This is a genomic window from Stenotrophomonas sp. 3diitr2024 (genome assembly GCF_042136455.1).
In the GTDB taxonomy this organism is placed as follows: Bacteria; Pseudomonadota; Gammaproteobacteria; order Xanthomonadales; family Xanthomonadaceae; genus Stenotrophomonas; species Stenotrophomonas sepilia.
Map to the genome: position 1 here is coordinate 1 of NZ_JBHHMJ010000797.1, position 14,007 is coordinate 14,007.

A 14,007-nucleotide genomic window follows, 5' to 3' on the forward strand; every position below is an offset into this window, starting at 1 on the left:
GGCGGTTGCCGGCCAGCGGCCGGCACTACCGTCAGCGCGCGCCGAACCAGAGCAGCAGGCTGAGCAGCGCGGCCAGCAGCAGCGCACTGACCAGCAGCCACGGCCAGCGCCGCACCCTGCGCGGCGCGGCCGGCAGCACCGGCGCCTGTTCCACGTCCTCGCCCGACTCGTCCTCGACCGGCAACGACCGTCGGCGCGGATCATGCGGCACTTCCAGCACGAAACGGTGCTGGCCATCGAACACCACCTGGTCGCCGGCCTGCAGCCAGCAATGGCGCACGGCCACGCCATTGACGCGGGTGCCGTCGGCACTGCCGAGATCGCGCAGCAGCACGCGTTCGCCGTGCACTTCCACGCGGGCATGCTGCTCGGCAAAAGCCGGGTCATCGATGGCGATGTCGGCCTCGTTGCCACGCCCGATCAGGCGGGCCCGCGACAGGGTGAAGCTGCGGCCATGATGGAGACCGCCGACACCGCGCAGCAGCCGCTGCTGCTCGTCGCTGCCATCTTCGGCTTTCGGCGCAGGCGCCTGCAGCAGGCTTTCGACCTCGCCCTGCAGGACCATCTCCACGCCATCCACATACACCGCATCGCCTGCACGCAGCAGGGCCATCCGGCGTACCGGGCGACCGTTGACGTGGACGCCGCGGATGCCGTTGCCGACCTGCAGCCAGAGGCCGCGATCATCCATGCAGAACTGGGCCAGCAGCAGTGCGCCGTGGCCAGGATCTCCGAGCCGCACGCTGCCGTTGGCCTGGCGCACGATGCGCTGCACCCCGGGCCGCAAGGGCTGGTCGGGCTGTTGTTGTTGACTGAAGTGAACAAGCAGGTTCTGCACGCGGCGCAGCCTAGCAGGTTGGTCGCCAACGAAGAAGAACCCACGATGAGTGCTTGGCGCGGCGGCCCTTGATGCGCACAATGCTTGCCCTCTTCGACCATCCCCGCCCTGCGCCAGGAGCCTGCATGTCCACCATCGATGTCCGCCACGCCCACGCCCTGCCCGATGCACAGGCGCGCGCCGCGATCGAACAGGTCGCTGCCAAGCTGTCCGAGCGCTTTGGCCTGAAGTCGTCCTGGACCGCCGACGTACTGAACTTCTCCGGCAGCGGCGTGGACGGTGCGATCGAACTGCAGCCGGGCGCGGTGCGCGTAACCGCCAAGCTGGGCTTCCTGCTGTCGGCGATGAAGGGCATGGTCGAAGGCGAGATCCAGCGTGTGCTGAAGGAAAAGCTGGGCTGAACCCCGGCGGCGGCCGTCACGGCCGTGCAACGCCGGTGCGCGCTACTCTCGGGGGCAGGCCCAACTCCCACGGGAAGTGCGATGAACCACTACGAGAACGACGACCGCCGCAACGACGATGCCTCTTTCAGTGACCAGGCCGAGCGCTTCTCGCGCAAGCTGAGCGATTCGGCCCAGCAGGTCTGGCTGGCCGGGTTGGGTGCGCTGGGTCGCGCCCAGGCCGAGGGCAGCCGCTTCTTCGATGGCCTGGTGAAGGAAGGCGAAGCCTGGGAAGCCCGCCGCCGTGAACGCAACGGCGACCAGGGCCCGGGCTGGCGTGACAATGTCGAGACCTCGCTGGATGAGGCCCGCGAGAAGGCCTCCGGCACTTGGAACAAGGTGGAGAAGGCCTTCGATGACCAGGTGCAGGGCGTACTCAAGCGCCTGCATGTACCCACCGCCGACGAAGTGACCGCACTGGAGGCCCGCATTGATGCCCTGCACGCGCGCCTGGCCAAGCTGGAAAACCGCGCCGCGTCCGGCACCGATGCCCCTGCTCCGGGCAGCCATCAGTCACCGGACAGCGTGCCCTGACCACGATTGTTGCAATGCAATAAAAATTGATTGACAATCGCGAGCAACCCGCCAATCGCTTCGGCTGCCGTTTGTTCCCTCCCCTCACGGCTTCAGGATTGGCGGGTTTTTCGTGCCCGCTGTACGCCGATCTGCGCGCTCCATCACGCTTTCTGTCAGGAACATCCTGACCCGGCCAGGCACCGCGACCTTTACACTGTCGTTCTCCGCTTTCGCCCCTTCCGCCCTACTCCTGCATGCTCCCCTGGATCCTGGCCCTGCTGTCGGCCCTGCTTAGCTGTTTCCTGGCCGTTGTCTATCTGTGGTGGGTCAAGCGGCGGCAGAAGGAGATGCAACTCGGCCTGCAGGCCCTGGCGGGCATGCATTGGCGCGAATTCTCCGTTCTGGTCAAGCGCATGCTGCGCGAACAGCGCGGCCTGCGTGAGCTGATCGATCCGGCGGAAGAAGCCCGCGAGCCAAGCAGCGATTTCATGCTCAGCGATGGCCCCAACCACTGGCTGGTGTCGTGCAAGCATGGCCTGGCCTACCGCATCGGCACCGCCGCAGTGAACGAGCTGGGTGCGGCCGCGCGCCTGGCCGGGGCCAAGGGCGGCGTGCTGCTGACCGAAGGCCGCATCGAGCGCGACGGCCGCAGCGCCGCCGAGAAGCAGGCGGTTGAAGTGCTGGACGGCCCACGCCTGTGGCCATTGCTGCAGCCTTACCTGCCCGGCGACATCGAAGCGCGCGTGCGCGCCAGCGCCCGGCACGAAGCGCTGCGCCGCATCGCCATCGCCGCACTGGGTTCGGCAACGCTGGGGCTGCTGGTTGGCCTGGGCCTGCAGGGCCTGCGTGTGGAAGAGGCCGCGCCGGTTGCTGCAGCGCCGGTGGTGGCGACGCCTTCAACCACGCCTGCGACCGTACCTGCCCCGAACGAGGCAGCACCCGTAGCCGCCGCCGAGGCTGCCGTCGCCTCGGCGACCGACCCGCGCAGCAACCCCAATCCGGATGCAGCCACGCTGGATCGCTACCAGGCCGATCTGGCCCGCGCCCTGGCCGGCAAGCCCGGCATCGCCAGCGGTGTCTGGCTGACCCGGCAGACGCTGGCGATCAACCGCACCGGTGAACTGGAAAAGGTCTGGCCGCAGGTCTGTGAGGAAGTGCTGCACTACCCTGCCCTGCGCAACGTGCGCATCCAGCTCAATCCCCGCCCCGGCGTGGATGAGCCGGTGCGCTGGCGGCAGTGCGCTACGTATTGATGGGGCAACATCCACGCATGGCGTGGATCTACTGAATCCCGATACACGAATCTCTGGTAGATCCACGCCATGCGTGGATGCCTTTGCAGAGTCGAGCCACGCTCGACTCATCGCGCATCGCGCGAACAGCAGCCGAGCATGGGCTGGGCTCTACAAGGCGCCCGCTCAGCCCAATGCTGCGAGATGGGCGATGTAACTGGAGCGGGACTCGCCGGCCGCCCTGGCCTGCGCATCCAGCCTGGCCAGGATGCGACGCGGCAGGCTGATGTTGACCCGTTCGATGGTGTCGTCCAGCAGAGATGGATCAATGCAGATGTAGGCAAGAATCCAGGCCGTACCACTGGGAGCCTCGGCGACGATCTTCTGTGGCGCAGAAGGACTGGGAATCGAGCGCCCCTCATCCAGCGCCGCATCGATCCAGGCAAGCGCAGACTCCTCGGCCGCGCTGAGTGCATCGTCAAGCGTGTCGGCTGCCGAGAAGCACCCCGGCAGATCGGGAACGATGACCCCCCACGCGGTGCGTTCATCGCCGGCCTCAATCAAGACTGGATAGCGCATGGGACCTCCTACGTCAGTCCTGCGAGCTTCCGCAACGCCTGAACCAGCCCCTCGCCCAGATCCTTTCTGGGGTGAGGCACGGTGATGACGTGAGGCCACTGCGGGTGCACGAATACATGATGGGATCCGCGAATCCTGCAACAGGTCCAACCTGCCGCCTCCAGATCCCGGATGAGGTCCCTGCTCTTCATGCAAGGACGATACACATCGTACACACGCACCAACAGAGTTCAAGACGACAGCCGTACCGGACCAGTAGATCCGCGCCATGCGTGGATGGAATCCCTAGCGAGCGCCCGGCGCGAAGCGCGCAACCAGGTCCCAGGCATCCCCCAGGAACACCTGGCGCACGCGGGTGATCGGCTGTTCACCCCGCCAGGTCAGGCGCTCGATCACCAGGCAGGCGGTGCCCGGTTTCACGTCCAGCAGCCTGGCCGTGGCGGTGTCCGCACCCCAGGCACTGATGCGATGCTGCGCGCGCGTCCAGGACACGTTCTGCAGCAACCAGCTGCCCGGCGCGGTGGTACTGAAATCGACTTCCAGTACCTCGGGCACGCCGACCGGACTGATCAGGCGATGCTCCAGCGCCAGCGGACGGCCATCGGCCAGGTGCAGGCAGCGCATCGCCAACAGCTTCTCGCTGCCGGCCAGCTCCACTTCACCGGCATTGCCGGTGTCGGCCAGGCGCAGCTCGCGCTGCAGCAGGCGGTACGCGTACTGATGGCCGCGCGAACCGACCTCCATCGCGATATCGGGAATCTCCAGCGCCACCTGTTCCAGGTGCGGCGGCTGCCGCGCCACGAATGAACCGGCGCGACGGCGGCGCTCGATCATGCCGCTCTCGGCCAGTGCGGTCAGCACCTTGTTCACCGTCATCCGCGAGCAGCCGTATTGCTCCATCAGCTCGTGCTCGTACGGAATACGGAAGCCCGGCGCCCACTCTCCGCTGAGGATGCGGCTTTCCAGATCGCTGCGGATACGCTGGTTGAGCGTGGCGGACTTGCTTGCCTTCACGTAATGGGATCCCGGTGGCGGAGGCGATCAGCCCAGCACGCCGCGCAGGGCGGCGGCGAAGGCGGTGGTGATCGCCTCGCGCTGCAGGTGGCGGCCCTCGGCCACGCACTGGCGGCCATGCCGCCAGACCGATCGCAGCGCGCCATTACGTGCGGCGAACACCCAGCTGTCAAGCCATGCGTCATCCTGTCGCGCCTGCAGCGCCGGGTGCGCGGCGTCCAGTTCGACCAGGTCGGCACTGGCACCGACCTGCAGGCCAGCGGCCACGCCCAGCGCCTGCGCTCCACCGCGCAGTGCGCCTTCAAACAGGAAGCGACCGGTGCTGCGGCTGGCATCCGGCGCCAGTACATTGCGCCCGCGCAAGGTCAGCCGCTGGCCGTATTCGAGCAGGCGCAGTTCTTCGGCGGCATCGATCAGCACATTGGAATCGGAGCCGACACCGAAGCGACCGCCCTCGCGCGCGAACGCCTGCATCGGGAACAGGCCGTCGCCCAGGTTGGCCTCGGTGATCGGGCACAGGCCGGCCACCGCCTGGCTGGCCACGATGGCCGCGCGCTCGTCATCGGTGATGTGGGTGGCATGCACCAGGCACCAGCGCGCATCGACCGGTGCATGGTCGTACAGCCACTGCACCGGGCGCTGGCCGCTCCAGGCCAGGCAGGCCTCGACTTCACGCACCTGCTCGGCGATATGGATGTGCACCGGGCCGTCGGTCAACGGCAGCAACGCACTCAGTTCCTCGCCGGTGACCGCACGCAGGCTGTGCGGTGCAATGCCGAGCACCGCATCGGGCAGCGCGGCCAATGCCGGCTTGGCGGCGTCCAGCAGCTGCGCGAAACCGTCCACGTCGTGGATCAGGCGGCGCTGCGCCGGATTCGGCGGCGCGCCACCGAAATCGGCATGCGCGTAGAACACCGGCAGCAGGGTCAGGCCGATGCCGGTCTGATCGGCCGCAGCGGCAATCCGCGCGCTCATCTCGGCGCGGTTGGCATAGGCATGGCCCTCGGCGTCGTGGTGCAGGTAATGGAATTCGCCGACGCGGGTGAAGCCGCTTTCCAGCATTTCCATGTAGGCCTCGGCGGCGATGGCCTGCACCGCATCCGGGCGCAGATGGGCCAGGAAGCGGTACATCAGCTCGCGCCAGCTCCAGAAGCTGTCGCCGTCACCGCCGCCGATCTCGGTCAGGCCGGCCATGCCGCGCTGGAAGGCGTGGCTGTGCAGGTTGGGCAGGCCCGGCACCAGGATGCCGACGCGGGTGTCACCGCCCTGCGCGGCCTGCCCCTTGCTGATTGCCGTGATGCGGCCGTCCCGCACCTGCAGGCGGACATCGCGGGCCCAGCCCTCGGCCAGCAGGGCGTGGGTAGCATGGAAACTGAGCAGGGAACGCGAATCGGACATGGCTGGACAACCCGAAATGGACGCCTATATTGTATAGACATATAAGCACAGCCGCGTTGTGGATGCCATGCACGTCGATACCCTCTGGTCCAACGTCCACCTGATCACCCTCGATGGCGAGGGCCTGGGTGTCATCCGCGATGGCGTACTGGCCTGCGCCGAGGGCCGCATCGTCCACGTCGGCGCTGCCGGCAGCGATGCGCACCTGCAGCCGACCACCCGCATCGACGGTGAAGGCCGCTGGATCTCGCCGGGCCTGATCGACTGCCACACCCACCTGGTCTACGCCGGCAACCGCGCCAACGAATTCGAGCAGCGCCTGCAGGGCGTCAGCTATGCCGAGATCGCCCGTGCCGGCGGCGGCATCGTCTCCACCGTGCGCGCCACCCGCGCTGCCACCCCGGAACAGCTGGCCGCCGAAAGCCGGCCGCGCCTGCTGGCGATGCGCGCCGAAGGCGTGACCACGATCGAAATCAAGTCCGGCTACGGCCTCACCCTGCCCGACGAGCGCAAGCAGCTGCAGGTGGCGCGTGCGCTGGGCGAGGAATGCCGGGTCAACGTGGTGACCACCTTCCTCGGCGCGCACGCAATTCCGCCGGGCCGCGAAGCACAGGAGTACATCGACGAGGTGTGCGACGTGATGATTCCGGCCATCGCCGCGGAAGGCCTGGCCGAAGCGGTGGACGTGTTCTGCGAGAACATCGCCTTCTCGCCGGCGCAGGCGCGGCAGGTCTTCGAAGCGGCACGCGCCAACGGGCTGGCGGTGAAGATCCACGCCGAGCAGCTGAGCAACCAGCATGGCGCCGAACTGGCGGCCAGCTTCGGTGCACTGTCGGCCGACCATATTGAACATCTGGATGACGCCGGCATCGCCGCGATGGCCGCTGCCGGTACCGTCGCCGTGCTGCTGCCCGGTGCTTTCTATTTCACCCGCGATACCACCCTGCCGCCGATCGCCGCGCTGCGTGCGGCCGGCGTGCCGCTGGCGCTGGCCACCGACAGCAACCCGGGCACTTCGCCGCTGACCAGCCCGCTGCTGGCGATGAACATGGGCGCCACCCTGTTCCGCCTGACCGTGGATGAGTGCATCGCCGGCTTCACCCGTGAAGCGGCGCGCGCACTGGGCCACGGCGAGCGCATCGGCCGGCTGGCGGTGGGCATGGACTGCGACCTGGCGATCTGGGACATCGATGCGCCCGCCGACCTGGTCTATCGCATTGGATTCAACCCGCTGCACGCGCGCGTGGTGCGCGGCCAGCCCGACCTGCCTGCCTCCTGGAGCAACACATGAGCAACACCCTGGTTCTTCGCCCCGGCCATGTCACTCTCGCCCAGTGGCGGCAGGTCTATCGCGGTGCGCCGCTGTCGCTGGACCCGGTCGCACTGCCGGTGGTGCGCGCCAGTGCTGCGGCGGTGGCCGCCATCGTCGCCAAAGGCGCACCGGTGTATGGCATCAACACCGGCTTCGGCAAGCTGGCCAGCGTGCGCATCGAGCGCGAAGACCTGGCCACCCTGCAGCGGAACATCGTGCTCTCGCATGCCGCCGGCGTGGGCGAGCCGATGCCGGCCAGCGTGGTGCGGTTGATGATGGCGCTGAAGCTGGTCAGCCTGGCGCAGGGCGCATCGGGCATTCGCGAGGAAACCCTGCTGCTGCTCGAAGCGATGCTGGTCAAGGGCGTATTGCCCGTGGTGCCGGCACAAGGCTCGGTGGGTGCCTCGGGCGATCTGGCGCCGCTCTCGCACCTGGCCAGCGTGATGCTGGGCGTGGGCGAAGCCTTCATCGATGGCGAGCGCCTGCCGGCGGTCGATGCCCTGGCACGTGCCGGCCTGCAGCCGATCGAGCTGGGCGCAAAGGAAGGCCTTGCGCTGCTCAATGGCACGCAGTTCTCCACCGCCTACGCGCTGGCCGGCCTGTTCGAGATCGAGACCGTGTTCCAGGCCGCACTGGTCACCGGCGCGCTGTCGGTGGAAGCGGCCAAGGGCTCGGACACGCCGTTCGACCCGCGCATCCACGCCATCCGCGGCCAGCGCGGGCAGATCGCCACCGCCGCGACGCTGCGCACGCTGATGCAGGGCTCGGAGATCCGCGAATCGCACCGTGACAACGACGTGCGCGTGCAGGATCCGTACTGCCTGCGCTGCCAGCCGCAGGTGATGGGCGCGGCGCTGGACATCCTGCGCCAGGCCGCGACCACGCTGGAAATCGAAGCCAATGGCGTGTCCGACAATCCGCTGGTGTTCACCGATACCGGCGAAGCACTGTCCGGCGGCAACTTCCACGCCGAGCCGGTCGCCTTCGCCGCCGACATGCTGGCGATGGCGGTGTGCGAGATCGGCTCGATCAGCGAGCGCCGCCTGGCGATGCTGGTCGACCCGGCGCTGTCCGGCCTGCCGGCGTTCCTGACCCCGCGCCCGGGCCTGAATTCCGGCTTCATGATTCCGCAGGTGACCGCGGCTGCACTGGTCTCGGAAAACAAGCAGCGCGCCTACCCGGCCAGCGTTGATTCAATCCCGACCTCGGCCAACCAGGAAGACCACGTGTCGATGGCCGCGCACGGTGCGCGCCGCCTGATGCAGATGGCCGAGAATGCCGCCAACGTGATCGGTATCGAACTGCTGGCCGCAGCACAGGGCTGCGACTTCCACGCCCCGCTGCGCTCCAGTGCCGCGCTGGAAAGCGTGCGCGCCAGCCTGCGTGCGCAGGTGCCGACACTGGAAGAAGACCGCTACTTCCATCCGGACATGGTGACCGCCACGAATCTGGTGCGCAGCGGTGCGCTGGCGCAGGGCCTGGGCGATCTGTTGCCGACCGTGGAACCGCAGGCATGACGACCCTTCCCGAATGGCTGACGGTGCACGAGGGCGACGCCCCCCTCATCGTCAGCTTCCCGCATACCGGCAGCGAGCTGCCGCACGACCTGATCGGCGACTACCACTCGCCGTGGCTGGCACGCCGCGACGCCGACTGGTGGGTGCACGAGCTGTACGACTTCGTGCGTGGCATGGGCGCGACCACGGTGCGCTCGGCAATCTCGCGTTCGGTGATCGACCTCAACCGCGATCCCAGCGGCGTGTCGCTGTACCCGGGCCAGAACACCACCGGCCTGTGCCCGCTGACGACCTTCGACAACCAGCCGCTGTACCACGCCGGGCGCGAACCGGACGACGCAGAAATCGCCCGTCGCCGCGACACGTATTTCCTGCCTTACCACGATGCGCTGACCGCGCAGATCACCCGCCTGCGCGCGAAGTTCGGCACGGTGGTGGTGTACGACGCACATTCGATCCGCTCACACATCCCGCATCTGTTCGACGGGGAGCTGCCGCAGTTCAACCTGGGCACCGCTGGCCCGTCCGGCGCACCTGACACGTCCTGCGACAACGCCTTGAGCGACGTGGTGGAGAACCTGCTGAAGATCAGTGGCATGAGCCAGGTGCGCAACGGCCGTTTCAAGGGTGGCTGGATCACCCGCCACTACAGCAACATCGCCGGCGGTGTGCACAGCCTGCAGATGGAGCTGGCCTGCCGCGGCTACATGCACGAACCCCTGCCGGATCAGGTGGACGAACACAGCTGGCCCACCCCGCTCGACCCCGCCCACGCCGCACCGCTGCGCCACACCCTGGCGCAGGTGCTCAATGCCTGCCTTGAATTCGCTACGAACCGGAGCGCCGCATGACCCGCAACGACCCGTCCCGCACCATCGCCGCGCCGACCGGCACCACGCTGAACGCCAAGAGCTGGCTGACCGAAGCGCCGCTGCGCATGCTGATGAACAACCTGCACCCCGATGTGGCCGAGCGCCCGCAGGAACTGGTGGTGTACGGCGGCATCGGCCGCGCCGCACGCGACTGGGAGAGCTTCGATGCCATCGTCGAAACGCTCAAGCGCCTGGACGACGACCAGACCCTGCTGGTGCAGTCGGGCAAGCCGGTGGGCGTGTTCCGCACCCACGCCGATGCGCCGCGCGTGCTGATCGCCAATTCCAACCTGGTACCGCGCTGGGCCAACTGGGACCACTTCAACGAGCTGGATAGGAAGGGCCTGGCCATGTACGGCCAGATGACCGCCGGCAGCTGGATCTACATCGGCGCGCAGGGCATCGTGCAGGGCACCTACGAGACCTTCGTGGAGATGGGGCGCCAGCATTTCGGTGGCGACCTGACCGGGAAGTGGCTGTTCACCGGTGGCCTCGGCGGCATGGGCGGCGCACAGCCGCTGGCCGCCGTGATGGCCGGCGCCTCCTGCCTGGCCGTCGAGTGCCGCAAGAGCAGCATCGACATGCGCCTGCGCACCGGCTACCTGGACACCTGGACCGACGACCTGGACGAAGCGCTGCGCCTGATCGATGAAGCCTGCAAGACCGGCACGCCGAAGTCGGTGGGCCTGCTCGGCAACGTCGCCGACGTGCTGGCCGAACTGCTCAAGCGCGGCGTGAAGCCGGACCTGCTGACCGACCAGACCTCCGCGCACGACCCGGTGAACGGCTACCTGCCGCAGGGCTGGACCGTCGAGCAATGGGACGAAAAGCGCGTGTCCGCGCCGAAGGAAGTGGAGAAAGCAGCGCGCGCGTCGATGGCCAACCATATCCGCGCCATGCTCGGCTTCCACGCACTCGGCGTGCCGACCGTGGACTACGGCAACAACCTGCGGCAGATGGCGCTGGAAGAAGGCGTGGAGAACGCGTTCGACTTCCCCGGCTTCGTGCCGGCCTACATCCGCCCGCTGTTCTGCCGCGGCATCGGCCCGTTCCGCTGGGCGGCACTGAGTGGCGACCCGGAAGACATCGCCAAGACCGATGCCAAGGTGAAGGAACTGATTCCGGACAATCCCCACCTGCACCGCTGGCTGGACATGGCCGCCGAGAAGATCAAGTTCCAGGGCCTGCCGGCGCGCATCTGCTGGGTCGGCCTGGGTGATCGCGATCGACTCGGCCTGGCGTTCAACGAGATGGTCGCCAACGGCGAACTGAAGGCGCCGGTGGTGATCGGACGTGACCACCTGGACAGCGGCAGCGTCGCTTCGCCGAACCGCGAAACCGAAGCGATGGCCGACGGCTCCGACGCGGTCTCCGACTGGCCGCTGCTGAACGCCCTGCTCAACACCGCCAGTGGCGCAACCTGGGTGTCGCTGCACCACGGTGGCGGCGTCGGCATGGGCTTTTCGCAGCACGCCGGCATGGTGATCGTCTGCGACGGCACCGAGGCGGCCGCCAAGCGGATTGGCCGCGTGCTGTGGAACGACCCGGCCACCGGCGTGATGCGCCATGCCGATGCGGGGTATGACATCGCGATCGACTGCGCGAAGGAAAAGGGACTGGATCTGCCGGGGATCCTGGGCTGATCGCGTCACAGAGATGACAAGGCGCGTGAAGAGATATATCGTTCGGTCTTCTTTGAAATAAGCGCACATCTGTGCACGCCTTCAATATAACTGGGTAGCAAATTGAATTTCACCAACCAGGATTTGATTGAGCAGAATGTTTTCGAAGAGCGCGCTGAGCGCCTTTCTAGACATGAACTTCACCAATGGACTGCCCTCACTGATCTCGATAGGGGTGTAATTGAAAAGCTGAAGGGTCCTGGAGTTAAGCTCCTCCTCGGCCCCAGAGGCTCCGGCAAGTCGACCCTAATGAAACTTGCGTATTATGAGACCCTTGAATCCGAACACGCACTGCCTGTCTACATCAATTATTCCCACTCGCTAGCTCTTGAGCCCCTTTTCCACACTCAAGCGAATGCACTCCGCCTTTTTCGACAATGGGTGCTTCTCAAGATCTTAGTCGGAGTTAGCGAAACACTACGTGAGCTGAAGGTCCCTGCGAACGAAGAAGTTTCCTACAAAGCCAACGCTGCAAAATCGGCAATCCGGGATCTGGAGCGTGGGGTGGTGCCTGAGTCCCTGGAAATTGAGACATCTCCGTCCGAGATGATTGAATTCCTTGAGGCAACCATCCTGCGAATCGGTCGATCCAGGTGTGTCCTTCTTATGGACGACGCGGCTCACGCGTTCTCATTAGAGCAGCAGCGAGAATTCTTCGAAATATTCCGCCAGCTGCGTTCACGCAAGGTAGCCGGCAAGGCCGCAATCTACCCCGGCATCACATCTTTCTCTCACAGCTTCAATGTTGGTCATGAAGCGGAAATCATAGAAGCTTGGTACGACCCTTCAGAAGAGTATTACCTTCCTCTGATGCAGGAAATTGTGAGGAAGCGTCTAGGGGACGCCATAATAGTACGGCTCGGCTCAAGCTTTGAGGAATATATAAATGTAATTGCCCTCGCTGCGTTCGGGCAACCACGCGGCTTCCTTAACATGCTATCCGATGTGATCGGTGATGCAAGCACAGCAAAGAGCATAACTCGCCGCCGAGTCCTCAGCGCAATCGAGGGATACGCCTCATATGTAGATGGCGTCTTCCTTGCATTGGCAGATCGACTCCCTCGTTACAAGAGATTTGTAACTGCAGGGGAGCGCGTCAAGAGCGAACTTATCTCAATAGCCAATGATTACAATCGAGGAAAGCCAGCAGAGAAGCGCACTCAGATCGTTGGAATCAAGGAACCACTCAATGCAAATCTTGAGAAGATTCTTCAGTTCTATGAGTACGCGGGACTCGCACGAAGAATCAAGAGTCACTCAAGAGGAAAGATTGGCGTTTATCAGCGCTACCAACTGCACTCCGCCGTAATCTTCTCTGGCGGCGGCCTTGGACTGGGACAAAATTTCACAACAGCCGAGCTGACTCGATCACTTTCAAATTTTGACGCTCACGAGTATTGCAAGATCTCCCCCTCTCGCTTGTTGAAAGATGTAGTAAACGACTTGTCACTTGACCTGCCTCCCTGTGCCACCTGCGGCACGGAGCGAGCAGCTGCAGAGCAAAAGTTCTGCATGAATTGCGGCTCCAGATTGACCGAGGCCTCACTCTACGAGGAGCTCCTCAAGAAGCCAATAGAAATCCTTCCAATACCGCGAAAGAAGATAGACGGAATCATCAAGACCACTAAGATTCGTTATATTCAAGACATCATTCTGGACGAAGCACAGACCCTTCTAAAGGTTCCACGCATCGGAAAAATATGGAGCGCCAGAATTCGAAATATTGCGGAGGAATATGTAGGTGTCTGATCCGTACGGAACGCCAAATGAGAGCGAACAGCATCAAAATTTAGATGTAAGCCGATGCATTGAGGTTGAAGATGAGGTCGATATCTCCGGAATAGACTTCTTTGAAGACAATCTAAAGGAGCTAATAAAATTCACGGCGACCAATTATAAAGATAGAGAAATTATTCGCCTTGCATTACTTGGCCTCGTATCACTGACTGAGAACTATTTTAGGATCATCCTTTCAGACACACTTCGATCCTGCCCAGAATCCCACTCTCTATGCTCAAAATTTGACGTAAATTTTGCCAGCGCCCGTTACTACTCTCCGCGATCGATTGCACGATCACTAGTGGACAGTTCAGTTTTTTCAAATTCAACCACAATAGCATCGGAGACCAAAAAGCTCACCGGCATAGATGTAAATGACTCAGAATCCGTGAAGAATGCATTGAGCGAATTCCATAAAGTATGCATCCTTCGCCACGCCGCTGTGCATTCGTTCGGCCGCCTAGGCGGAAAGAATGTTATGGAGCTTGGCCTTAGGCAAGCCAGCGGCGTCATGGTTTCGCCGAGTTATGATGCGTTTGATGAGATCTGCGGAATCTGCCAGAACCTTGTCAGAGCATACAATTCTTTTATGTGGAGAGCGATAGTGAGCCGACTCAAATCCAAGGGCCTCCTAAAATTCGACAACTCAAGTATTGACCAAGATTTCTTTACCACCCTACAGAATGTATTCTGGACTCGAACAAAAATCGCCTCAGACGCAGGCGTGCTTTATGGGGAAATCTCAGCCCAAGCCACGGGTTGATCGATTAGCACACACCCGATCTCAAGAATCTAACACCATCAGGATAGTCACTAATTTAACACCCA

Annotated in this window: 14 protein-coding genes; 9 read left to right on the forward strand and 5 right to left on the reverse strand. The window is 64.2% G+C overall.

What is annotated here, in order from left to right; genetic code table 11:
- Positions 1-31 precede the first annotated feature (31 nt).
- On the reverse strand, positions 32-838 hold the full coding sequence (locus ABGA94_RS21150) for an FHA domain-containing protein (protein WP_032954286.1): 807 nt from the start codon (positions 836-838) through the stop codon (positions 32-34).
- A gap of 125 nt (positions 839-963) precedes the next feature.
- On the opposite strand from ABGA94_RS21150, the gene ABGA94_RS21155 reads away from it, so the two are divergent.
- From ABGA94_RS21155 to ABGA94_RS21165, 3 genes are all read left to right on the forward strand, one after another.
- On the forward strand, positions 964-1,239 hold the full coding sequence (locus ABGA94_RS21155) for a polyhydroxyalkanoic acid system family protein (protein ID WP_005417302.1): 276 nt from the start codon (positions 964-966) through the stop codon (positions 1,237-1,239).
- Positions 1,240-1,320: 81 nt separating this feature from the next.
- Positions 1,321-1,812, forward strand: a complete 492-nt coding sequence (locus ABGA94_RS21160) for a phasin family protein (protein WP_005417304.1) — start codon at positions 1,321-1,323, stop codon at positions 1,810-1,812.
- A gap of 236 nt (positions 1,813-2,048) precedes the next feature.
- Positions 2,049-3,047: a restriction endonuclease gene (locus tag ABGA94_RS21165; RefSeq protein WP_375368037.1), complete on the forward strand. Its 999-nt coding sequence runs from the start codon at positions 2,049-2,051 to the stop codon at positions 3,045-3,047.
- Between the two features lie 165 nt (positions 3,048-3,212).
- Here ABGA94_RS21165 and ABGA94_RS21170 read toward each other — a convergent pair whose 3' ends face one another.
- From ABGA94_RS21170 to ABGA94_RS21185, 4 genes are all read right to left on the reverse strand, one after another.
- Positions 3,213-3,605: a type II toxin-antitoxin system HicB family antitoxin gene (locus tag ABGA94_RS21170; protein ID WP_005417308.1), complete on the reverse strand. Its 393-nt coding sequence runs from the start codon at positions 3,603-3,605 to the stop codon at positions 3,213-3,215.
- Positions 3,606-3,613: 8 nt separating this feature from the next.
- Positions 3,614-3,796 carry a type II toxin-antitoxin system HicA family toxin gene (locus ABGA94_RS21175; RefSeq protein ID WP_375368038.1) on the reverse strand — a complete coding sequence of 61 codons (183 nt, stop codon included), beginning with the start codon at positions 3,794-3,796 and terminating at the stop codon, positions 3,614-3,616.
- Positions 3,797-3,890: 94 nt separating this feature from the next.
- Positions 3,891-4,619, reverse strand: coding sequence for a histidine utilization repressor (hutC, locus tag ABGA94_RS21180; RefSeq protein ID WP_375368039.1), 729 nt, complete (start codon positions 4,617-4,619; stop codon positions 3,891-3,893).
- 27 nt (positions 4,620-4,646) lie between these two features.
- On the reverse strand, positions 4,647-6,017 hold the full coding sequence (locus ABGA94_RS21185; protein WP_375368041.1) for a formimidoylglutamate deiminase: 1,371 nt from the start codon (positions 6,015-6,017) through the stop codon (positions 4,647-4,649).
- A gap of 67 nt (positions 6,018-6,084) precedes the next feature.
- On the opposite strand from ABGA94_RS21185, the gene hutI reads away from it, so the two are divergent.
- From hutI to ABGA94_RS21215, 6 genes are all read left to right on the forward strand, one after another.
- The gene (gene hutI, locus ABGA94_RS21190; RefSeq protein WP_375368042.1) at positions 6,085-7,308 is read left to right on the forward strand and encodes an imidazolonepropionase; all 1,224 of its coding nucleotides are present in this window, start codon (positions 6,085-6,087) and stop codon (positions 7,306-7,308) included.
- Complete coding sequence (gene hutH, locus ABGA94_RS21195) at positions 7,305-8,846, forward strand: histidine ammonia-lyase (protein ID WP_095377189.1); 1,542 nt, start codon at positions 7,305-7,307, stop codon at positions 8,844-8,846. The genes hutI and hutH overlap by 4 nt, the downstream gene beginning before the upstream one ends.
- Complete coding sequence (gene hutG / locus ABGA94_RS21200; RefSeq protein WP_375368043.1) at positions 8,843-9,697, forward strand: N-formylglutamate deformylase; 855 nt, start codon at positions 8,843-8,845, stop codon at positions 9,695-9,697. The genes hutH and hutG overlap by 4 nt, the downstream gene beginning before the upstream one ends.
- Positions 9,694-11,361: a urocanate hydratase gene (gene hutU / locus ABGA94_RS21205; protein ID WP_134955321.1), complete on the forward strand. Its 1,668-nt coding sequence runs from the start codon at positions 9,694-9,696 to the stop codon at positions 11,359-11,361. Before hutG ends, hutU begins: the two co-directional genes overlap by 4 nt.
- A 102-nt stretch (positions 11,362-11,463) precedes the next feature.
- Positions 11,464-13,149, forward strand: a complete 1,686-nt coding sequence (locus ABGA94_RS21210) for a hypothetical protein (RefSeq protein WP_134955320.1) — start codon at positions 11,464-11,466, stop codon at positions 13,147-13,149.
- The gene (locus ABGA94_RS21215) at positions 13,142-13,942 is read left to right on the forward strand and encodes a hypothetical protein (RefSeq protein ID WP_329915624.1); all 801 of its coding nucleotides are present in this window, start codon (positions 13,142-13,144) and stop codon (positions 13,940-13,942) included. Before ABGA94_RS21210 ends, ABGA94_RS21215 begins: the two co-directional genes overlap by 8 nt.
- Positions 13,943-14,007 lie beyond the last annotated feature (65 nt).